This window comes from Burkholderia sp. Bp8992 (assembly GCF_003853705.1).
Lineage (GTDB): Bacteria > Pseudomonadota > Gammaproteobacteria > Burkholderiales > Burkholderiaceae > Burkholderia.
The window spans coordinates 242,964-264,490 of sequence record NZ_QTQI01000004.1 but is presented as its reverse complement, the minus strand read 5'-3'; the positions used below and the strand labels follow the sequence as shown (position 1 = coordinate 264,490).

21 protein-coding genes are annotated in these 21,527 nt (G+C 67.6%); 10 read left to right on the top strand and 11 right to left on the bottom strand.

Annotation, left to right across the window (positions count from 1 at the left end; genetic code table 11):
• Nucleotides 1-13: 13 nt before the first annotated feature.
• The 3 genes from DIE03_RS08430 to DIE03_RS08420 form a co-directional block, all read right to left on the bottom strand.
• Nucleotides 14-457, bottom strand: coding sequence for a DUF3318 domain-containing protein (locus DIE03_RS08430; protein WP_124449277.1), 444 nt, complete (start codon nt 455-457; stop codon nt 14-16).
• A 43-nt stretch (nt 458-500) separates the two neighbouring features.
• Nucleotides 501-890, bottom strand: coding sequence for a phage holin family protein (locus tag DIE03_RS08425; RefSeq protein ID WP_124449275.1), 390 nt, complete (start codon nt 888-890; stop codon nt 501-503).
• 121 nt (nt 891-1,011) lie between these two features.
• Nucleotides 1,012-1,314, bottom strand: a complete 303-nt coding sequence (locus tag DIE03_RS08420; RefSeq protein ID WP_006494044.1) for a YqjD family protein — start codon at nt 1,312-1,314, stop codon at nt 1,012-1,014.
• Nucleotides 1,315-1,631: 317 nt separating this feature from the next.
• Here DIE03_RS08420 and DIE03_RS08415 point away from each other — a divergent pair, with 317 nt between their 5' ends.
• On the top strand, nt 1,632-2,270 hold the full coding sequence (locus DIE03_RS08415; RefSeq protein WP_034187217.1) for a peroxiredoxin: 639 nt from the start codon (nt 1,632-1,634) through the stop codon (nt 2,268-2,270).
• A gap of 123 nt (nt 2,271-2,393) precedes the next feature.
• On the opposite strand, the gene DIE03_RS08410 is transcribed toward DIE03_RS08415, so the two are convergent.
• On the bottom strand, nt 2,394-3,581 hold the full coding sequence (locus tag DIE03_RS08410; protein ID WP_124449273.1) for an acyl-CoA dehydrogenase: 1,188 nt from the start codon (nt 3,579-3,581) through the stop codon (nt 2,394-2,396).
• A gap of 115 nt (nt 3,582-3,696) precedes the next feature.
• Here DIE03_RS08410 and DIE03_RS08405 point away from each other — a divergent pair, with 115 nt between their 5' ends.
• A complete protein-coding gene (locus DIE03_RS08405) occupies nt 3,697-4,488 on the top strand; it encodes an IclR family transcriptional regulator (RefSeq protein WP_124449271.1) in 792 nt (263 codons plus the stop codon).
• Between the two features lie 214 nt (nt 4,489-4,702).
• On the opposite strand, the gene DIE03_RS08400 is transcribed toward DIE03_RS08405, so the two are convergent.
• On the bottom strand, nt 4,703-5,506 hold the full coding sequence (locus tag DIE03_RS08400) for an EAL domain-containing protein (protein WP_124449269.1): 804 nt from the start codon (nt 5,504-5,506) through the stop codon (nt 4,703-4,705).
• A gap of 353 nt (nt 5,507-5,859) precedes the next feature.
• On the opposite strand from DIE03_RS08400, the gene DIE03_RS08390 reads away from it, so the two are divergent.
• From DIE03_RS08390 to fahA, 5 genes are read left to right on the top strand one after another with little or no spacing between them, the layout of a single operon-like run.
• Nucleotides 5,860-7,521, top strand: a complete 1,662-nt coding sequence (locus tag DIE03_RS08390; RefSeq protein ID WP_124449267.1) for an FAD-dependent oxidoreductase — start codon at nt 5,860-5,862, stop codon at nt 7,519-7,521.
• A 28-nt stretch (nt 7,522-7,549) separates the two neighbouring features.
• Nucleotides 7,550-7,780, top strand: a complete 231-nt coding sequence (locus DIE03_RS08385) for a DUF2783 domain-containing protein (protein ID WP_124449265.1) — start codon at nt 7,550-7,552, stop codon at nt 7,778-7,780.
• The gene (locus DIE03_RS08380; protein ID WP_124449263.1) at nt 7,777-9,138 is read left to right on the top strand and encodes an MFS transporter; all 1,362 of its coding nucleotides are present in this window, start codon (nt 7,777-7,779) and stop codon (nt 9,136-9,138) included. Before DIE03_RS08385 ends, DIE03_RS08380 begins: the two co-directional genes overlap by 4 nt.
• Nucleotides 9,139-9,153: 15 nt before the next feature.
• Nucleotides 9,154-10,488 carry a homogentisate 1,2-dioxygenase gene (hmgA, locus tag DIE03_RS08375; protein ID WP_124449261.1) on the top strand — a complete coding sequence of 445 codons (1,335 nt, stop codon included), beginning with the start codon at nt 9,154-9,156 and terminating at the stop codon, nt 10,486-10,488.
• Nucleotides 10,485-11,789, top strand: a complete 1,305-nt coding sequence (fahA, locus tag DIE03_RS08370; RefSeq protein ID WP_124449259.1) for a fumarylacetoacetase — start codon at nt 10,485-10,487, stop codon at nt 11,787-11,789. The genes hmgA and fahA overlap by 4 nt, the downstream gene beginning before the upstream one ends.
• Before the next feature lie 78 nt (nt 11,790-11,867).
• Here the strand turns inward: fahA and DIE03_RS08365 are convergent, their stop codons facing one another.
• From DIE03_RS08365 to DIE03_RS08345, 5 genes are all read right to left on the bottom strand, one after another.
• Complete coding sequence (locus DIE03_RS08365) at nt 11,868-13,028, bottom strand: MFS transporter (protein ID WP_124449257.1); 1,161 nt, start codon at nt 13,026-13,028, stop codon at nt 11,868-11,870.
• Nucleotides 13,029-13,132: 104 nt separating this feature from the next.
• A complete protein-coding gene (locus DIE03_RS08360) occupies nt 13,133-14,302 on the bottom strand; it encodes an MFS transporter (protein ID WP_124449255.1) in 1,170 nt (389 codons plus the stop codon).
• Between the two features lie 241 nt (nt 14,303-14,543).
• Nucleotides 14,544-15,293: a 5,6-dimethylbenzimidazole synthase gene (bluB, locus tag DIE03_RS08355; RefSeq protein WP_260434827.1), complete on the bottom strand. Its 750-nt coding sequence runs from the start codon at nt 15,291-15,293 to the stop codon at nt 14,544-14,546.
• Between the two features lie 172 nt (nt 15,294-15,465).
• Nucleotides 15,466-16,464: a 2-hydroxyacid dehydrogenase gene (locus tag DIE03_RS08350; RefSeq protein WP_124449253.1), complete on the bottom strand. Its 999-nt coding sequence runs from the start codon at nt 16,462-16,464 to the stop codon at nt 15,466-15,468.
• A 30-nt stretch (nt 16,465-16,494) separates the two neighbouring features.
• Nucleotides 16,495-17,478, bottom strand: a complete 984-nt coding sequence (locus tag DIE03_RS08345; RefSeq protein ID WP_124449251.1) for a LysR family transcriptional regulator — start codon at nt 17,476-17,478, stop codon at nt 16,495-16,497.
• Here DIE03_RS08345 and DIE03_RS08340 point away from each other — a divergent pair.
• Both DIE03_RS08340 and DIE03_RS08335 read left to right on the top strand, forming a co-directional pair.
• Nucleotides 17,477-17,689, top strand: a complete 213-nt coding sequence (locus DIE03_RS08340; protein ID WP_124449249.1) for a hypothetical protein — start codon at nt 17,477-17,479, stop codon at nt 17,687-17,689. The two genes, DIE03_RS08345 and DIE03_RS08340, sit on opposite strands and share 2 nt — an antisense overlap.
• Before the next feature lie 545 nt (nt 17,690-18,234).
• A complete protein-coding gene (locus DIE03_RS08335) occupies nt 18,235-19,446 on the top strand; it encodes an alanine--glyoxylate aminotransferase family protein (RefSeq protein ID WP_059235871.1) in 1,212 nt (403 codons plus the stop codon).
• 27 nt (nt 19,447-19,473) lie between these two features.
• Here DIE03_RS08335 and DIE03_RS08330 read toward each other — a convergent pair whose 3' ends face one another.
• Nucleotides 19,474-20,409 (bottom strand): helix-turn-helix domain-containing protein, encoded by a 936-nt coding sequence (locus tag DIE03_RS08330; protein ID WP_124449247.1) that lies wholly within the window; start codon nt 20,407-20,409, stop codon nt 19,474-19,476.
• A 134-nt stretch (nt 20,410-20,543) separates the two neighbouring features.
• Here DIE03_RS08330 and DIE03_RS08325 point away from each other — a divergent pair, with 134 nt between their 5' ends.
• Nucleotides 20,544-21,437, top strand: coding sequence for a DMT family transporter (locus tag DIE03_RS08325; RefSeq protein WP_124449245.1), 894 nt, complete (start codon nt 20,544-20,546; stop codon nt 21,435-21,437).
• Nucleotides 21,438-21,527 lie beyond the last annotated feature (90 nt).

Genomic DNA, 21,527 nt, shown 5'->3' with positions numbered 1-21,527 from the left:
GTGAGGTCGGCGGTCAGTCGCCGTGCGGGTCGAGCTCGCGCTCGTCGCGGGATTGCTTCCAGATCCGGTAGACCTCCCATGCGGCGAAGCCGAGCGTGCCCCACTTCAGCGCGGGGCCCGCGCTCGCGCGCAGCAGCGAGCGAACGGGTTTCGCCAGCACGAGCGACGCGAGCGAACTCAGCATCGGATACTGGTTGACGAGATTGCCGAGGCTCGCGTTCAGGTTCCTGGCGGACTGGCTGAACTTGTTGGTGGAAAGGCCGGGGATGAAAACCTTGAGCCAGCTGAAGCGCGTGACGGCCTGGCGCATCTCGCCGGCGGCTTCCGCGAGCTCGAGCCGCTCGACTTCGGATCGCAGGATCAGCAGTTCCTTGCGGAGCGCGCGATGCTGCGATGCGCTCCAGTTCGATCGCGACGAATGGGAGCGGGGTGAATTGCCCGTAACGTTCTGGCTCATGGCGCGTCGACGAAGTAGGTGGGAGGGGTGAACGCGATGGCGATCACGGCTTGCCGCGGAACAGTTCGCGGTCCTTCTCGAGTTCGGCGAGCGTCGCCTCGAATACGGTCGGTGCGTCGCGCAGGCCCGAGCGGGCTTTCAGCGCGCACACGATGCCGGCGGCGGCATACAGTGCGGTGATTACCGCGAGCGACTGCCAGCGATAGGTATCCCAGAACGCGATCGCGACGAGCACGGTCAGGCTGATGAGTGCCATCGTCGCGAGCATCATCGCGGCGAGCCCGAGGAACAGCACGCCCATCAGGCGTTCCTTCTCCTCGGCAAGCTCGATGCCCACCAGTTCGAGGCGTGTCTGCAGAAGCCCGATCGCGGAGCCGACGAGGCGGCGCAGCGGTCCTTGGCCGGACGGCTGCGAGGTGGTGTCTGTCGTCATGGATGAGGTGCGTGCGCGCAGTGAGCAGCTAGGACAAAGCCGGCCGGCGGAAACCGCCGACTGGCTTCGACGCCCGCGGGCCGCGCGACGCGGCCCGCGGGACGAAACGGCGCAGAGCGCGTTACTTGCGGTTGATCAGCAGGCCGATCAGCACGCCGACGCCGGCGGCCACGCCGATCGACGTCCACGGGTGCTCGTGCACGTAATCGTCGGTCGCGCGTGCGGCCTTCTTGCCTTTCTCGACCACCACGACCTGGACGTCGGCAGCCTTTTCCTTGGCCTGCTTCAGGCGCGACATCGCCTTCTCGCGCAGCTCGGCCGCACGGTCGCCCGTGCTGCTCGCTGCTTGCTTGAGCAGGTCTTCGGCGTCCGAGAGAACGGTTTTGATATCCGACATCAGTTTCTCCTTGTTGATTTCCGACATTGCAACTCCCTTCGTGCTGTCATGCTGCAGGTTCACATCGTAGCGAAACCCCTGCCTGCTGGCGAGCCGGGAACACACACGGCGGCAGTGCAAGACTGCATGGTAAACGACTTGTAATCATGAACAGAGCGGCAAAGGATTGAAAAGTTTCCCTCGTGGTCGCCCGTCCCGTCCCGGCGCCGGGTAAAAATGACAAAAAAGTATGAATATCAAACGGAATAATCGTTCGCACGGCCCATTGCTTCCCGTAAGCTGATGGACTGTCCCGCGCTGTCCAGCGCGCGGTTTCAACCAGCATCGTTCGAGGAGGGAACATCATGAGTCTGCGTCTTGGCGACATCGCACCGGATTTCGAGCAGGAATCGAGCCTGGGCACCATCAAGTTTCACGACTGGCTCGGCAACAGCTGGGGCGTCCTGTTCTCCCATCCGGCCGACTACACGCCGGTGTGCACGACGGAACTCGGGCTGACCTCGAAACTGAAGGGCGAATTCGAGAAACGCAACGTGAAGGTGATCGCGCTGTCGGTCGACGGCGTCGAATCGCACAAGGGCTGGATCAACGACATCAACGAAACGCAATCGACGGTCGTCGGCTTTCCGATCATCGCCGATGCGGACCGCAAGGTTTCGCAGCTGTACGACATGATCCACCCGAACGCGAACGAAACGCTGACGGTGCGCTCGCTGTTCGTGATCGACCCGAACAAGAAGGTGCGGCTCACGATCACCTATCCGGCCAGCACGGGGCGCAATTTCGACGAAGTGCTGCGCGTGATCGACTCGCTGCAACTGACCGACAACTACAAGGTCGCGACGCCCGGCAACTGGAAGGACGGCGACGACGTCGTGATCGTGCCGTCGCTGCAGGATCCGGAAGAGCTGAAGAAGCGCTTCCCGAAGGGCTTCAACGCAGTGCGTCCGTATCTGCGCCTGACGCCGCAGCCGAACAAGTAAGCAGCGGCGGCCCGGAACCGCGGTTCCGATGAACAACGGCCCGCCCGGCAGTGATGCCGGGCGGGCCGTTTGCTTGGCGCTGCGCCACGCGGCATCGCGGCCGCGTGCGTCACGTCCGGATGTTCAGAAGAATGCCTGGATGCCCGTCTGCGCGCGGCCGAGGATCAGCGCGTGGATGTCGTGCGTGCCTTCGTACGTGTTGACCACTTCGAGGTTCACGAGGTGGCGCGCGACGCCGAATTCGTCGGAGATGCCGTTGCCGCCGAGCATGTCGCGCGCGAGGCGCGCGATGTCGAGCGCCTTGCCGCACGAGTTGCGCTTCATGATCGACGTGATCTCGACGGCCGCCGTGCCTTCGTCCTTCATCCGGCCGAGGCGCAGTACGCCTTGCAGGCCGAGCGTGATTTCGGTCTGCATGTCGGCGAGCTTCTTCTGGATCAGCTGGTTCGCGGCGAGCGGCCGGCCGAACTGCTGGCGGTCGAGCACGTACTGGCGCGAGGTGTGCCAGCAGGACTCGGCAGCGCCGAGCGCGCCCCATGCGATCCCGTAGCGCGCCGAGTTCAGGCACGTGAACGGGCCGCGCAGGCCGCTCACGTTCGGCATCAGGTTCTCTTCCGGCACGAACACTTCGTCGAGGACGATCTCGCCGGTGATCGACGCGCGCAGCCCGACCTTGCCGTGGATCGCCGGCGCCGACAGGCCCTTCCAGCCTTTCTCCAGGATGAAGCCGCGGATCGCGTCCTTGCCGTTCTCTTCGAGCTTCGCCCACACGACGAACACGTCGGCGATCGGCGAGTTCGTGATCCACATCTTCGCGCCGGACAGCGAGTAGCCGCCGGGCACCTTCTTCGCGCGCGTGACCATGCTGCCCGGATCGGAGCCGTGGTTCGGCTCGGTCAGCCCGAAGCAGCCGATCCATTCGCCGGTCGCGAGCTTCGGCAGGTATTTCTGCTTCTGCGCGTCGGAGCCGAATTCGAAGATCGGCACCATCACGAGCGACGACTGCACGGACATCATCGACCGGTAGCCCGAATCGACGCGCTCGACTTCGCGCGCGATCAGTCCGTAGCTGACGTAGTTGAGGCCGGGGCCGCCGTATTCCTCGGGAATCGTCGGGCCGAGCAGACCGACTTCGCCCATCTCGCGGAAGATGGCGGCGTCGGTGCGCTCGTGGCGGAACGCTTCAGTGACGCGCGGCGCGAGCTTGTCCTGTGCGTACGCCTGCGCGGCATCGCGCACCATCCGCTCTTCTTCAGTCAGTTGCTGGTCGAGCAGCAGCGGATCGTCCCAATGAAAAGTTGCAGCGGTCATCGTCTCATCTCCAGTTGGTCCGGTCTTCCAGCCGGGCCCCATGCCAAAAGTTCGCTTGACTGTAGTTCCGCTGTGCGGAACAATGTTTTGCAAATCGAACCCAGTGTAGCACCAGATGACACTTTCAACCATCGACGAAACCACGATCGACGAACGCAAGTTCGTCGTCGCGCTCGCGCGCGGGCTCGACCTGCTGCGCGCCTTCCGGCCCGGCGAGACGATGCTCGGCAACCGCGACTTCGCGGAGCGCACGGGGCTGCCGAAGGCGACCGTGAACCGGCTTGCCTATACGCTGACCGTGCTCGGTTACCTGCGCTACGACGAGACGCTTGGAAAGTATGCGCTCGACGCCGGCGTGCTGTCGCTCGGCTACGCGCTGCTGTCGGGTTCGGGGACGATCGATCTCGCGCGGCCGCACATGCAGGCGCTCGCGCGCGAAATCGGCGCGGCCGTGTCGCTGGGCTGCCGGGACGGACTCGACATGATCTACCTGGAGACGATCCGCAGCGAGACGGCGCTGACGCTCGGGCTCGCGCCCGGTTCGCGGCTGTCGATGCTGACGAGCTCGATGGGGCGTGCGTACCTGGCCGTGCAGCCGGAGGATGTGCGCCGCGCGCTCTATACGGAACTGCACCGCGCGGCAGGCGGCGCGGCGGACGCCGATGCGCTCGTCGCCGCCGCGCAGCTTGCGGTGGCCGAGTTCTCGGCAGGCGGGTGCTGCTACTCGTTCCGCGCGTGGCACATGGACGTGAACGCGGCGGCCGTGCCGTTTCGCGAGCCGCGCGAGGGGCGCTGGCTGATCCTGAGCTGCAGCGGTCCCGCGTCGTCGATGGACGAGGACGTGTTCCGGACGCAGATCGGGCCGAAGCTGAAAGGGCTCGCGCAACGGCTCGGGCAGACGGCCTGAGCCATGCGGTGCGCGACGGCCATGCCGTCGTCGCCGGTGTCGGCGGGAACCGCGGAGGGCGGCGGCGCCTTCCGGTTGCGCCGGCCATGCAAGACATCCGGTCACGAACCGGCCGGCATCGGGCACGGATGACGCAAGCCGAACGGATTCCGCGAACGGCGCGTCGCCCAACGCTCGCAACCGGCACACCGCGCGTGCCGGTCACGCCCTCCGCTCAGGCCGTCACGACCTTCGCAAACACGGGGCCCTGCATGAACCGCACGTCGTGCTGGCGCAGCAGTTCGCACTGCGTCTCGTCGACGACGCCGTCGAAGATCAGCGGAATCCGCACGCGCTGCGCATAGGCGACGAGCGCCTTGACCATCCCGTCGCGCAACGCGATGCCCGCATCCATCTTGATGAAGTCGGGCCGCGCCATGTCCGATTCGACCGCGAGGATGCGGCCCGGGTCGGGCAGTTTGTCCGCGACCTTGAAGCCGTGATGCTGGTAGCTGCGCGTCAGGTAGCCGAGGAAGGTCTTGTGCGCGACCGCGACCGCCGGCAGCTCGATCACGACCCGCTCGGGCGGCAGCCCGAAGCGCTGCAGCACCGACGAGAAATGCTTGCCGTGGTCGTACTTCACGCTCTTCAGCAGCCGTTCGTGCACGCGCAGGAACAGCAACCCGTGGCGCTGCGCGCCGAAAAAGTTGATCGCATGCAGCGCGCGCGACAGGCGGTCGATCGCGACCAGCGTCTGGTCGTCGACGGCCGAGTCGACCGGATCGTGCGGCGCGCCCGTGACGACCGTGACGGCCTGGAAGCCGAGCTCGTCGCCGTAGCGCTCGATCGCGTCGGCAAATGAGGTCGATTGCGGCGCGCCGGGCATCGTCACGTCGTAGATCGGTTCGTAGGCGCTGCCGAGCGTGCGCTCGGGCAGATTCGCGCTCGCGGTGCCGCCTTCGGCCAGCGCGAGGTGATCCCGCAGATACGGCAGTTGCCCGGCACGGGCGACCAGCTCGGGAATGGTGGGCGGAATCATCGGCGTAAGAAGGAAAAACGGCGGCCGAACGGGCCGCCTCGTATCTCGATATTAGCAGCGCGCGCCAAGCTCGGCTTGGCGTTTCGCTCATATGGTTATCCCGTCCGGACACGTTCGCCTAGGGTTTACGTTGATTTCACTATTCGTAATTGGTTTTACTATTCGTAAATCCAAGGATTTGTCGCCGATCAAGAAATGCGGCATGCGGGCGCCGCGAGACGGCGCCGTTCACGAATCAACAGGAAGCAAGGAGCGAGACGTGGCGGTTGACAGGACAGCCGGGCAGGCGCGCCGGCAGGAGACGAAGGGCACGACGGGCGCGCCGGTGCGCGCGCGGCAGGGTTGAGGCGCGGATGGCGACCATGAGCATCGATTACCAGACGCTGAAGTTCGAGTACCGCGCTCGCGCGCATGACGCGGCCGTCCACCCGGTCATCGTCGTCGGTGCGGGCCCGGTGGGCCTCGCGGCCGCGATCGACCTCGCGCAGCAGGGCGTGCCGGTCGTGCTGCTCGACGACGACGACACGTTGTCGACCGGATCGCGCGCGATTTGCTTCGCGAAACGCACGCTCGAGATCTTCGACCGGCTCGGCTGCGGCGAGCGCTTCGTCGACAAGGGCGTGAGCTGGCACGTCGGCAAGGTGTTCCTGCAGGACGAGCAGCTGTACGCGTTCGACCTGCTGCCCGAGGAAGGGCACGCGCGCCCCGCATTCATCAACCTGCAGCAGTACTACGTCGAAGGCTATCTGGCCGACCGTGCGTTCGAGCTGCCGAACCTCGACATCCGCTGGAAGCACAAGGTGACGGGCATCGAGCAGTCGGCCGAACACGCGGTGCTGACGATCGAGACGCCGGACGGCATCGCGACGCTGCACGCGCGGTACGTGATCGCGGCCGACGGCTCGCGCAGCCCGATGCGCACGATGATGGGCCTCGAAAGCCATGGCCGCACGTTCAAGGACCGCTTCCTGATCGCCGACGTGAAGATGAAGGCGGAGTTTCCGACCGAGCGCTGGTTCTGGTTCGATCCGCCGTTCCACCGCAACCAGTCGGTGCTGCTGCATCGCCAGCCCGATAACGTATGGCGCATTGACTTCCAGCTTGGCTGGGATGCCGACCCTGTCGCCGAGAAGCAGCCGGAGCGCGTGATCCCGCGCGTGCGCGCGCTGCTCGGGCCGGACGTCGAGTTCGAGCTCGAATGGGTGAGCGTCTATACGTTCCGCTGCCAGCGGATGGATACGTTCCGCCACGGCCGCGTGCTGTTCGCGGGCGATTCCGCGCACGGCGTGTCGCCGTTCGGCGCGCGCGGCGCGAACAGCGGCGTGCAGGACGCGGACAACCTCGCATGGAAGCTGAAGCTCGTGCTCGACGGCCGCTCGGACGACCGCCTGCTCGACACGTATGCGAGCGAGCGCGAATTCGCGGCCGACGAGAACATCCGCAACTCGACGCGCTCGACCGACTTCATCACGCCGAAGAGCGCGGTGTCGCGCGTGTTCCGCGACGCGACGCTGAAGCTCGCGCGCGACTGCGAGTTCGCGCGCAAGCTCGTGAACAGCGGCCGCCTGTCGGTGCCGGCGGTACTGGCCGATTCGCCGCTGAACACGCCCGATCGCAACGGCGACGCATTTGCCTGCGCGATGCGGCCGGGCGCGGCGGCGGCCGATGCGCCGGTGCGCGTGCAGGACGCGTCGGGCTGGCTGCTGCAGCGTCTGCGCGACGGCTTCACCGGCGTGCTGTTCGGCTTGCCGGGCGATGCGGCCGCGCTCGCCAGGGCCGTCGACGGCCTCGCGCTGCCGGTGCGTCCGGTGCTCGTCGTGCCGGCCGGCCATGCGCAGCCGGTGGCCGGCGTCGACGTCGTGGAGGACGTCGACGGTTTTGCCGCGCAACGCTACGACGCGCAGCCGGGCACGTTCTACCTGCTGCGCCCCGATCAGCACGTCTGCGCGCGCATGCGCACGCTCGACCGTCAGGCGATCGCCGACGCACTGGCGCGCGCGACCTGCGCACGCTGAATACGATAAAAACACCGGAGACACCGTCATGCCCGCACTCGATACCCGCCCGCGCCTGGCCGACCCCGACGCGTTCTACGAAGCGCTGATCGACATGCATCGCGACCTGTCCGACAGCGACAGCCAGCTCGTCAACGCGAAGCTGATCCTGCTGCTCGCGAACCAGGTCGGCGACGCCGACGTGCTGCGCGAAGCGATGGCGCTCGCGCGCCAGGGCGTGACGCCGCCCGTGCATCCGGCCGCCGAGGTGGCGCAATGAGCGCGGCGCCGGCCGACGCACGCGTGCTCGAGGTCGAGCGCGTGATCGACGAGACCCATCGCCCGGGCTTTCACTGGATGCTGCTGATGCTGTGCGGGCTGTGCCTCGTGATCGACGGGTTCGATGCGCAGGCGATGGGCTACGTCGCGCCGAGCGTGATCGCCGAATGGGGCGTGCCGAAGCAGGCGCTCGGGCCCGTGTTCAGCGCGAGCCTGTTCGGGATGCTGCTCGGCGCGCTCGGGCTGTCGGTGCTGGCCGACCGGATCGGGCGGCGCCCGGTGCTGATCGGCTCGACGCTGTTCTTCGCAGTGACGATGCTCGCGACGCCGTTCGCCGGTTCGATTCCCGTGCTGATGGCGCTGCGCTTCGTCACGGGCCTCGGCCTCGGCTGCATCATGCCGAACGCGATGGCGCTGGTCGGCGAGTTCAGCCCGGCCGCGCATCGCGTGAAGCGGATGATGATCGTGTCGTGCGGCTTCACGCTCGGCGCGGCGCTCGGCGGCTTCATCAGCGCCGCGCTGATTCCCGCATTCGGCTGGCGTTCGGTGTTCTTCGTCGGCGGCGCGGTGCCGCTCGTGCTGACGATCGCGATGCTCGCGCGGCTGCCGGAGTCGCTGCAGTTCCTGGTGCTGAAAGGCCGCGTCGCGCAGGCGCGCGACTGGCTCGCGCGATTCGCGCCGCAGGCCGGTATCGATGCGAACACGCGCATCGTCGTGCGCGAGCGTGCCGCGAGCGGTGCGCCGGTCGCCGAACTGTTCAGCCATGGCCGCCTGCCGGTCACGCTGCTGCTGTGGGCGATCAGCTTCATGAACCTGATCGATCTGTATTTCCTGTCGAACTGGCTGCCGACCGTGATGCGCGACGCCGGCTATTCGCCGGGCACGGCAGTGATCGTCGGCACGGTGCTGCAGACGGGCGGCGTGATCGGCACGCTGTCGCTCGGCTGGTTCATCGAACGTTACGGCTTCGTGCGCGTGCTGTTCGTGTGCTTCGCGTGCGCGGCCGTGTCGGTGGGGCTGATCGGCTCGGTCGCGCATGCGCTGCCGTGGCTGCTGGTCGTCGTGTTCGCGGGCGGGTTCTGCGTGGTCGGCGGGCAGCCGGCCGTGAACGCGCTCGCGGGCCAGTATTACCCGACGTCGCTGCGCTCGACGGGCATCGGCTGGAGCCTCGGCATCGGCCGGATCGGCTCGGTACTCGGACCGCTCGTCGGCGGACAACTGATTGCGCTCAACTGGTCGAACGGCGCGCTGTTCCACGCGGCCGCGGTGCCCGTGCTGTGCTCGGCGCTGTTCGTTCTCGGCCTGGCGGGCGTGACGCGGCGCAACGGCGTGCAGGCGCCGAACGCCGCCATGAATTGAGGGAGAAAGGAAACGATGACGCTTGACCTGTCGAAATCGGCAACCGCCGGCTACCTGAGCGGTTTCGCGAACGAATTCGCGACCGAGGCACTGCCCGGCGCGCTGCCGCACGGCCGCAACTCGCCGCAGCGTGCGCCGTACGGGCTGTACGCGGAGCAGTTGTCGGGCACCGCGTTTACCGCGCCGCGCGGCCACAATCGCCGCTCGTGGCTGTACCGCATTCGCCCGGCCGCCGTGCACCGGCCGTTCGAGCCGTACGCGGGCACGCAGCGGCTCGTGTCGGAATTCGGCGATTCGGTCGACGTGCCGCCGACGCCGCCGAACCAGCTGCGCTGGGATCCGCTGCCGATGCCGGTCGAGCCGACCGATTTCGTCGACGGGCTCGTGACGATGGCCGGCAACGGCTCGGCCGCCGCGATGAACGGTTGCGCGATCCACCTGTACGCGGCGAACCGCTCGATGCAGGACCGCTTCTTCTACAGCGCGGACGGCGAACTGCTGATCGTGCCGCAACAGGGGCGCCTGTTCATCGCGACCGAATTCGGCCGCGTCGACGTCGAGCCGTTCGAGATCGCGGTGATCCCGCGCGGTGTGCGCTTTACCGTCACGCTGCCGGACGGCGACGCGCGCGGCTATCTCTGCGAAAACTTCGGCGCGCAGCTGCGCCTGCCGGATCTCGGCCCGATCGGCTCGAACGGGCTCGCGAACCCGCGCGACTTCCTGACGCCGCAAGCCGCGTACGAAGACCGCGAAGGCGCATTCGAACTGATCGCGAAGCTGAACGGCCGCCTGTGGCGCGCGGACATCGGCCATTCGCCGCTCGACGTCGTCGCGTGGCACGGCAACTACGCGCCGTACAAATACGACCTGCGCCTGTTCAACACGATCGGCTCGATCAGCTTCGACCATCCCGATCCGTCGATCTTCCTCGTGCTGCAGGCGCAGAGCGACACGCCGGGCGTCGACACGATCGACTTCGTGATCTTCCCGCCGCGCTGGCTCGCGGCCGAGGATACATTCCGCCCGCCGTGGTTCCACCGCAACGTCGCGAGCGAATTCATGGGGCTCGTGCACGGCGCATACGACGCGAAGGCCGAAGGCTTCGTGCCGGGCGGCGCGAGCCTGCACAACTGCATGTCGGGCCACGGGCCCGATGCGGATACGTTCGAGAAGGCGTCCGCGAGCGACACGACGAAGCCGCACAAGGTCGACGCGACGATGGCGTTCATGTTCGAGACCCGCACGCTGATCCGGCCGACGCGCTATGCGCTCGACACCGCGCAGCTGCAGGCCGACTACTTCGAATGCTGGCAAGGCATCAGGAAACACTTCAATCCGGAGCAACGATGAGCGATACCCAAGACTGGCGCGCGACGCTCGACCCGGCTCGCAAGAGCTGGATCGACACCGCGAACGAGCCCGCCTGCGATTTCCCGATCCAGAACCTGCCGTTCGGGATCTTCAGCGATGCGAAGCAGGCGGCGCATCGTGCGGGCGTGGCGCTGGGCGACCAGATCGTCGATCTCGCGGCGCTCGCGCGCGCGGGCCTCGTGACGCTGCCGGCCGGCGCCGATGCGTTCGCCGCGCCGACGCTCAATGCGTTCATCGCGCTCGGCCGCGACGCATGGCGCAGCGTGCGCGTGCAGCTGTCCGACCTGTTCTCGCGCGACAACGCGACGCTGCGTGACGACGCGGCGCTGCGCGCGCAAGTGCTCGTCGCGCAGCGCGACGCGACGCTGCATCTGCCGGTCGAGATTCCCGGCTATACGGATTTCTATTCGTCGAAGGAACACGCGACCAACGTCGGCTCGATGTTCCGCGATCCGAAGAACGCGCTGTTGCCGAACTGGTCGGAGATGCCGATCGGCTACAACGGCCGTGCGTCGTCGGTGGTCGTGAGCGGCACGCCGGTGCGGCGGCCGAACGGGCAACTGAAGCTGCCCGACCAGGAGCGTCCCGTGTTCGGCGCGTGCCGCAAGCTCGACATCGAACTCGAGACGGGCTTCATCGTCGGGAAGGGCAACGCGCTCGGCGAGCCGATCGCGTGCGAGGACGCGGAAGCGCATATCTTCGGGATGGTGCTGCTGAACGACTGGAGCGCGCGCGACATCCAGCAGTGGGAATACGTGCCGCTCGGCCCGTTCAACTCGAAGGGCTTCGCGACGACGATCTCGCCGTGGATCGTCACGCTCGACGCGCTCGAACCGTTCCGCGTCGCGCAGCCCGAGCAGTCGCCGCAGCCGCTCGCGTATCTGCGGCACGCCGGCAAGCATGCGTTCGACATCGCGCTCGAAGTGACGCTGCGTGCCGAAGGCGCGGCCGAAGCGACGTCGATCTGCCGCACGAACTTCAGGCACATGTACTGGACGATGGCGCAGCAGCTCGCGCATCACACGGTCGCGGGCTGCAACACGCGCGTGGGCGACCTGATGGGTTCGGGCACGATCAGCGGGCCGACGAAGGATTCGTTCGGCAGCCTGCTCGAACTGACGTGGAACGGCAAGGAGCCGATCGCGCTGAACGGCGGCGGCAGCCGTGCGTTCATCGAGGACGGCGACGAGCTCACGCTCGCCGGGTGGTGCCAGGGCGACGGCTATCGCGTCGGCTTCGGCACGTGTGCGGGGAAGATCCTGCCGGCGCGGAAGGTGTAACGAGTAGTACGGCAGGACTGAACGGCCCGCGTCATGCGGGCCGTTGCCGATTCGTCGAGGTGGTTTCGTCGATACGAATCAGATCGCGCGTTGCAACGCGGCGCGGCGCTCCCACAGCGCGGCCGCGACGAACGCCGCGACGCAGGCGACCAGCACGCCGACCAGCGCGTTGCTGCCCAGTTGCTCCATCAAAGCACCGGCCACCAGCGGGCCGCCGAAGCTCGCGGCGCTCCACGATGCCGATACGAGCGAGCTTGCGGTGACGAGCGCCGCGCCTCGGAAGCGTTCGCCGCACGCGACCAGCGACAGCGTATAGATGCTGCCGGCCGCCGCGCCGAGCACGAACAGCAGCGGCCAGCACAGCCACGGATTCGCGATGACGAACGGCAGCAGCGGCAGGCCGGTCAGCACGATCCAGCCGGCGCCGAGGTGCACGCGTTCGCGGCCGAGCTTGTCCGCGAGCCAGCCGATCGGGAACTGCATCGCGGTATCGCCGAACAGCATGATCGACGCGAGCAGCACGGCGGTCGCGCTTGCGACGCCGTGATCCATCGCGTAGAGCGGCAGCAGCGACAGCGCGAGCGTATCGAACAGCGCGAAGAAGCCGGTGCCGATGATCAGCGCGGGCATGCGGGGCAGCACCGCGAACCAGCTGTCGTGTGCTTCGTGATGCGCGTCGTCGCCGGCGAGCGGCGCGCGCCGGATCGTCGCGAGCGTCGGCAGCGCGAGCAGGAACAGTGCGCCGCACAGCGCGAAGCGGATGTGCGTCGCGCCCGCGATCTGGCTGACGAGCACGGGGCCGGCCATCTGGAACAGCGTGAAATTGGTCGCGTAGATCGCGACGACGCGGCCGCGCGTCGAATCGTCGGCGAGCTGGTTGACCCACGCTTCGCCGATCGTGAACAGCAGCATCAGCGCGGCGCCGCACAGCACGCGCAGCGCGCCCCACAGGATCAGGTTCGACGTGAACTGCATCAGCGCGGTGGCGGCCGCGAGCAGCACGACCGACACGACGATCGCGCGGCGCGAGCCGATATGCCGCGCGAGCGCGGTGACGAACGGGACGATCGCGAGGCCGCCGAGCGCCTGCGCGGCCGTCAGCATGCCGACCACGTTGGTGCCGTGTCCGGCTTCGGTCAGCGCGAGTGCGGTGAGCGGCAACGTGGCGCCGGTCCCGAGGCCGACGACCGCGACGCTCAGGATCAGCGCGAGGAAATCGCGATTGAGAATGGCTTTCATCGGCCGGGATGCTACACCGCGGCCCTTGAAAGGTCCATGAAGGCCATCAGGATCGAGTGGGGTTGTGTCCGCAACGATTGCAGCAGGATCGCAGCAGGGTTGCGTCACACGTACTCGGTCGGCACGCCCATCGGGCGGCGTTCGAGCGACGCCGACCACAGCGTGAGCGCGAGCGCCGCGACGGCCATCGCGACGCCGACCCACGGCAGGCTCACGAGCGATACGCCGGAGCCGATCGCCATCCCGCCGAGCCATGCGCCGGTCGCGTTGCCGAGGTTGAACGCACCCTGGTTCAGCGTCGACGCGAGGTTCGGCGCATCGCTGGCGCGATCGACGATCATGATCTGCAGCGGCGGCACGATCGCGAACGCGAGGATGCCCCACACGAAGATCGTCGCGAGCGCGGCGAACGGCACGTGCATCGTGCCCGCGAACAGCGCGAGGACGATACCGATCAACGCGAGCGTCGCGATCAGCGACGGCATCCGGCGCCAGTCGGCGAGCTTGCCGCCGAGCGTGCCGCCGACCGTCAGCCCGAGGCCGAACAGCAGCAGCACGTAGGTGACCTGATGCGGCGAGAAGCCCGTCACGTCCTCGAGGATCGGCGTGATGTACGTGAACACGCTGAACAGGCTCGCGGACGCGAGCACGCTGATGCCGAGCACCATCAGCACCTGCGGGTGCTTCAGCACGCTGAATTCGCGCGTGATGCTGGTGTCGGGCATCGCGAGGTGCTTCGGCAGGCACACCGCGAGCGCGGCGGCCGCGGCGATGCCGATGCCGGTGACGGCCCAGAACGTCGCGCGCCAGCCGAATGCCTGGCCGAGCGCGGTGCCGAGCGGCACGCCGAGCACGTTCGCGAGCGTGAGGCCGGTGAACATCAGCGCGATCGCCTGCGCGCGGCGGTTCGGCGCGACGAGGTTGCTGGCGACGACCGAGCCGATCCCGAAGAACGCGCCATGACAGAACGCCGTGACGACACGCGCGGCCATCAGCACCGCATAGCCCGGTGCGATCGCGCAGAACAGGTTGCCGGCGATGAACAGCCCGATCAGGCCCATCATCGCGCGCTTGCGCGGCATCTTCGCGGTGACGATCGCGAGGATCGGCGCGCCGATCGTCACGCCGAGCGCGTAGCCCGACACGAGCATGCCCGCGGCCGGAATCGACACGCCGAGATCGCGCGCGACATTGGGCAGCAGCCCCATGATCACGAATTCGGTGGTACCGATTCCAAATGCGGCGACGGCAAGGGCGAAAAGAGGCAGGGGCATCGCGGTAGGCTCGGGAAAAATGCCGCACGAGCCAGGCGCGGGAGGCGCGGGACGGGCGGTGGGTCAGTCGAATGACAGCCGCGATTCTACTTCAGTGAAAACCCTTACGCTTGGGGCCAAAATGGCTGTTGCCGGCGTGCGACGCGCCGGCAGGCGGGAAGCTCACAGTGTGGGATTTTGCGGCGATTTCCCGCGTCGGGCCGTATCGGGGCCGTAACGACGGGCGTGGCTGGGTCGACCGTCACGCGATGCGTGCGGGCGATCCGCCGGGGGCGGCGTCCGGCACGGTCGTCACGTCGGCTTCCGGCTCCGTGTCGGCACGCGAAGCGGCCGTGCCGACGCCGTCGATCGCCGCCGGGTCGTCCCAGCCGTTCTCGAACAGGCAAGCCTCGATCGGCATCCGCGCGGCCCAGCGCTCCTGTTCGAGCATCGGCTTCGCATAGAACGCGTCGACGTGCCCGATGCACAGCACGGCGATCGGCTTCGCGCCGTCGGGCATCCGCAGCAGCGTGCGCAGCGCGTCGACGTCGAACAGCGACACCCAGCCCATCCCGAGTCCTTCCGCGCGCGCCGCGAGCCACATGTTCTGGATCGCGCACGCGGCGGATGCCAGATCCATCTCCGGCAGCGTGCGGCGGCCGAACACGTGGCGCTCGCGGCCGTCGGCGAGCGCGACGACCAGCAGCTCGCCGCATTCGCGCACGCCTTCGACCTTCAGCCGCATGAATTCGTCCTGCCGCTCGCCGAGCGCATCGGCGGTCGCGCGGCGCTCGGCCTCGACCAGCGCGTGGATCGCGGTGCGCAGCGCGGGATCGGTGATGCGGATGAAGCGCCACGGCTGCATGAAGCCGACGCTCGGCGCATGGTGCGCCGCGCGCAGCAAGCGCGCGAGCACGACCGGGTCGACGGGCGCCGGCGTGAAGTGGCGCATGTCGCGCCGTTCGAAGATGGCGCGGTAGACCGCGGCGATGTCGGAGTCGTCGAAACGCATGAGCGGCAAAAGCAGGGGAGGACGTCGGCGCAACGATAGCAGACGGCGCGCCCGAAACGTTGCTTCATCCGAAACAAAGCGCGGAATTGTTGATGAAGACGAGTGCGGCGCGCGGTAGCGTGCAAAAGCAAACGATTGCGAGTGCGCTGCCGGCCGTCAAATGGGCCTTTTCTCAGCGGTTTGCCGCCACGACGTTCTGCGGCGTGCCGGCGTGCCACGCTTCGATGTTCAGCAGCGTCGTATGCGCGATCTCGGCCAGCGCCTCGCGCGTGAAGAACGCCTGATGCGACGTGACGATCACGTTCGGGAACGTCAGCAGGCGCGCGAGCACGTCGTCCTGCAGCGGCAGGTCGGAGTGATCCTCGAAGAACAGCCCGCTTTCCTCTTCGTACACGTCGAGCCCGAGGTGGCCGAGCTGGCCGCTCTTGAGCGCGTCGACCAGCGCCTGCGCATCGACGAGGCCGCCGCGCCCGGTGTTGATCAGCATCGCGCCGTGCTTCATCCGTGCGAGCGTCCGCTCGTTGATCAGATGGTGCGTCGACGGCAGCAGCGGGCAGTGCAGGCTGACGATGTCGGCGTGGTGCAGCAGTTCGTCGAGCTCGACGTAGCGCGCGCCGAACGCGATCAGCTCGTCGTTGTACGGCGGCACGGAGTGCGCGAGCACGTGCATCCCGAAGCCCATCATGATCTTCGCGAACACGCTGCCGATGATGCCGGTGCCGATCACGCCGACGGTCTTGCCGTGCAGGTCGAAACCGAGCAGGCCGTTCAGCGAGAAATCGCCTTCGCGGGTGCGTGCGACCGCGCGCGGCAGCCGGCGGTTGAGTGCGAGGATCAGCGCGACCGCGTGCTCGGCGACCGCATGCGGCGAATACGCGGGCACGCGCACGACCGTGATGCCGAGCCGCTCGGCGGCCGTGAGGTCGACATGGTTGAAGCCGGCCGAGCGCAGCGCGATCAGCCGCGTGCCGCCGTCGGCGAGCCGTTCGAGCACGGCCGCGTCGACGGTGTCGTTGACGAACGGGCACACGACTTCATAGCCGTGCGCGAGGATCGCGGTTTCCGCGTCGAGGTGCGACGGCTGGAAGTGCAGCCGATAGCCGAACTGCCGGTTGGCGGCGGTAAACGAATCGTCGTCGTACTGCCGGCTGCTGAACAGGATCACGCGCACGCTGCACCTCCGATGGCTGACGCGCGCAGTTTACTGCAGCCCCGTGACGATGTCGGACCGTTCGGGCCCGCGCGACGGCCGCAGGAAGCCGTAGTCCGTCCGGTCGCGAGCCGTCTGTGCGCTGAAGTGGTCGAGCGCGTGCTCGACGAAGCTGCGCGTGCGGGCCGGCACGTACTGGCGGTTCGGGTAGACGAGCGACAGCTGCGCGTCGGGATCGTCGATCCGGTAGCCGGCCAGCAGCCGCACGAGCGTGCCGCTGTTGAGCGCGTCGGCGACGCACGGCTCGGGCAGCACGGCGATGCCGGCCCCGGCCACGGCAGCGGCGTGGACCAGCGCGAGCTGGTTGACCGTGCACGCCGGGCGCACCGTGACCGAATGCGCGACGCCGTCGTGGCCGACGAGCTGCCACGTCGGCGCATGCTGGTGCGGCGCGAGCGTGACCCAGTCGTGGCCGGGCAGGTCGTCGGGTGCGCGCGGCTCGCCGCGCCGGTCGAGATAGGCCGGCGCCGCGCAGGCGACGAACGGATTCGGCGCGAGCGCGTGGCCGATCAGCGTCGGGTTGCCGTCGAGCCGGTTGCCCGTGACGATGCCGACGTCGTAGCCCGAATCGAGCACGTCGAGCGGCCCTTCGGAGACGGTCAGCTGTACGCGCAGTTCGGGGTAGCGGTGCCGGAAGCTGCTGACGAGCGGCGTCAGCGCCAGCGGCGACAGCAGCCCCGATGCGACGACGCGCAGCGTGCCGGCCGGCTCGCGCACGGCATGCGCGACGGACGACTCGAGGTGATCGAATTCCTCGAGCAGCGCACGGCAGCCGTCGAGGTAGCGCACGCCGGCCTCGGTGAGCGACAGGTTGCGCGTGGTGCGGTGGATCAGCCGTGTGTTCAGGTGGCCCTCGAGCATCGCGATCGAACGCGTGACGAGTGCATTGGACACGCCGAGATGGTGCGCCGCGCGCCGGAAGCTCTGCTGCTCGGCGACGCAGACGAATACACGCATGGTCTGAATCTGGTTCATGGCTTGCGTATTTCTGGCCCGGTTGATTGATTATGTTGTGATTTTTCGCCGCGCAACCAAAAAAGCGCATCGCGCGGCACCCAGTTCTCCCTCGTATCGAAAAAATCGCTTTTTTTCGATTCCGCAGACGATTGTTAAATACCGGACCGATATCCGTCAACCTGAGAAAATGGGCGGCTTGCGAAAAATCGAAATCGCGGGTAACGGTTAAACGCTGCAGTGCAGCACATGCGCGACGTGCAAAACTGACGCGGTATTGGAATATGCGCTGATTCGTCGAATAATATTTATGTTAATCAATGATTTGCGGATGATTCGGGTGGCGTGGCTTCGTTAATCTGCGGAGTCGTTCCCCAATGCGGGGCGCGATAATGGATGTTTTCGGACATGCGCCGGTATTGCGTATCGCATTGCGCGCGGCGGTTTTTATCGGGTAGTCGGTCTATTCCGTTCGATGCGAAAGTTGTCGTAAGCCGTCGGCGTCGTCGAATCACGATGTTATTGGCGGAGAAAATCACGTGCACGGAAGCCGAATGGAACCGTTTCGCAACCGGCCGGCAGTCCCTTTTCAATCGCGATGGCCATCGTGCAATACGCACGCGGCCGGCTGGCCCGGTCCGGCGACCGGGCCACCGTCGCGCTGTCCGGCCGCGTGTGCCTCTTGCGCGAGGTCACGGAACGCGGAATCATCGATCAGTTCGCCATGCCGTGCGGCGAGCGTCCGTGCATTTTCTTTCCTCACCTCTTGCCAGCCCCATGTCCATCGATTACTCGCCGATTCCCTGTCCCGTCGTCGTGCCGCTCGACGCGATCCTGCCCGAAGAACCGCTGCTGATGATGGGAGCCGGCCCGGTTCCGATCCCGGCCGCCGTCGCGAAGGCGAACACGATCGTGATCAACCACCTCGGCGCGACGATGGCGAAGATCATCGAGCAGGTGAAGGAGATGGCGCGCTACGTGTTCCAGACCCGCACGAAGTGGGTGCTCGGCGTCGCGGGCCCCGGCTCGGCCGCGATGGAGATGGCGATCTCGAACCTCGCCTGGCGCGGCACGCGCGTGCTGTCGATCCGCAACGGCTTCTTCAGCGCACGGATGGCCGAGATGGCCACGCGCGTCGGCGCCGACGTCGCGACGCTCGAAGTGGCCGACCGCGCGGTCGCGAGCCTCGACGAGATCGCGGATGCGATCGCCCGCGAGCGGCCCGAGATCGTCACGATCGTGCAGGGCGAAACGTCGAACACCGTGTGGAACCGCGACCTGCGCGACATCGCGGCGCTCGCGAAGGCGGCCGGCGCACTGGTCGTCGTCGATGCGGTGTGCACGCTGTCGACGATGCCGCTCGAAATGGACGCGTGGGGCATCGACGCGGTGATCACCGGCGGCCAGAAGGGGCTGTCGTCGATCCCGGGCGTATCGCTGATCGCCTTCTCCGATGCCGCGTGGGAGCGCATGAAGCATCGCACCGAGCCGAACGCGCACTGGTGCCTCGACATGGCGCTCGCGGAAAACTTCTGGCACAACGCCGGCTATCACTACACGGCGCCCGTGTCCGGCGTGCTCGCGCTGCACGAGGCGCTGCGGCTCGTCTGCGCGGAGACGCTCGAAAGCCGCTTCGCCCGCCATCTGCGCTGCTCGCTCGCGCTGCAGGCGGGCGTCGAGTCGATGGGGCTCAAGCTCTATGCGCCGAAGGACTGCCGGCTCAATTCGGTGGTCGGGATCGAGACGCCGGAAGGGCTGACGCCCGGGATGGTCTGCGGCCACATCTCGAAGCAATACCAGGTCGAGATCTCGGGCTCGTTCGGCTTGCCGATCGTCCGGATCGGGCAGATGGGCGAGCAGTGCCGCGAACACAACCTGTTCCGCACGCTGCATGCGTTCGGCCGCACGATGGTCGACCTGAAGGTGCCGGTCGACCTGCCGGCCGGCGTCGCGGCGCTCGAACAGGAATTGTCCCGGCGCGGCGCGTAAGCGGGAAAGCGAGGGAAGGGGCCGCGCTCAGCGGTCCTGCATCGCGCGCCGGTACGTATTCGGCGTCGTGCCGTGCGCGTCGCGAAAGCGGTGGCTGAAGTGGCCGGCGTTCGCGTAGCCGCAGTCGGCTGCAACTTGCGCGAGCGGCAGCGCCGTCGTGCGCAGCAGTTCGCGCGCCCGAGCGAGGCGCTGCTCGGCCACCCACGCGTGCGGCGCGCGTCCGAACGACAGCCGGAACATCCGCGAGAAGTGGTATTCGGACAGCGCGGCGACCTCGGCCAGTTCGCCGAGCGTCAGCGGCTGCGTGAGATATGTGTCGATGTAGTCGCGCACGCGGCGGCGCACGGCCGGCGCGAGCCCGCCACGGAACGTCGTGTCGGTGCGTGTCGTGCTTTGCCCGCGCAGCAGCAGGCTCAGCACCTCGTGCGCGGTTTCGTTCACGCGCAGCCGCTCGTCGGCATCGTCCCAGCCGTCCAGCGCGAGCGAGCGCAGCAGCGCGGCGACGCGCGCATCCTCGAAATAGGTACGATCGGCGAGCTTCAGCTCGCGCGGCTCGCGGTCGAGCTCGCGGATCGCGCGCTGCGTGAAGTGCTCGGGCAGGAAATACAGGTGGATGAAGTGCATCTCGCCGCGTACCCACCAGCGCGACTCATGGTCGCCCGGCAGCGCGCACAGCAGGCTCGGCGCGCCGTAGCGCGGCACGCGCTGGCGCTCGGTCCGGTAGCCGCCGTCGAGGTAGCACGACAGCGTGTGGTGGCCGGGCTGCTCGTAGACCGTTTCGCTTTCGTCGGTGATCCGCGTCCATTCGGCGATCGCCAGGTGGTCGCCGAGCCACGCGAAGCGCTCGAGCGTCGCGTTCGCATCGGCGAGCGTGCGGCAGACCGACTGCAGGCCGAACGGTAGATCGCCGCCGGCCAGGGCGGCGGCGTGGTCGACGGGCGGGGCGGAGAGGGAGAGGCTCATGATGCGCCGAGTATAAGCGGGCGTGCGGCAGCGCGTGCGGCGCCCCGAAAAAGACCGCAATTCCGGACAATCGGCCCGCGCCGCGCGGCGGCATATTCGGGATCCCGATTCACCCGATTTTCCGGATTGCCGTCATGAACCTGTCGCTTTATTTCGTCACCGTGCTGATCTGGGGCACCACCTGGATTGCGATCAAGTGGCAGCTCGGCTCGGTGCCGCCGCCCGTTTCGATCGCATGGCGCTTCTGGCTCGCGGCCGTCGTGCTGTTCGCGCTGCTGCGCGTGATGCGTCGGCCGGTGCGCCCGCCGCGCGACGCGTGGCGCTTTCTCGTCGCGCAGGGCTTCGCGCTGTTCTGCGTGAACTTCCTGTGCTTCTACTACGCGGAGCAGGTCGTGCCGAGCGGCCTCGTCGCGGTGATCTTCTCGACCGCGCCGCTCCTGAACTCGATCAACGGCCGGCTGTTCATGGGCCGCCCGCTGCGGCCATCGGCGATCGCCGGCGCATTGCTCGGGCTGACTGGCATCGCGTGCCTGTTCTGGCAGCAGATGGCCGGCCATCTGGACGATCACGCGACCTGGACGGGGCTTGCAATCGCGTTCGCGGGCACGATGTGCTTTTCGATCGGCAACCTGCTGTCGAGCCGGATGCAGTCGATGGGGCTGCATCCGCTCGTGACCAACGGCTGGGCGATGCTGATCGGCGCGGCGATCCTGACCGTCGGCAGCGTGGCGGCCGGGATGCCGTTCACGCTCGACACGAGCCCGCGCTATCTCGGTGCGCTCGTCTATCTCGCGGTGCCGGGCTCGGTGATCGGCTTCACCGCGTACCTGACGCTCGTCGGCCGGATCGGGCCGGAGCGCGCCGCCTACTGCACGGTGCTGTTCCCGATCGTCGCGCTGGCCGTGTCGACGGTGTTCGAGGGCTACCAGTGGTCGCCGCTCGCGGTGGTCGGGCTGCTGCTGGTGGTGGCCGGCAACCTCGTCGCGTTCGACCTGACGCGCCGGCTGTTTTTGCGGACGGCGGCCTGAGCTTGCGCATGGCCTTCCGGCCAACGAACAACAAAACGCCCGCGCGATGCGGGCGTTTTCTTTCGGGGCGGCGGTGCGCGGTGCGTGACG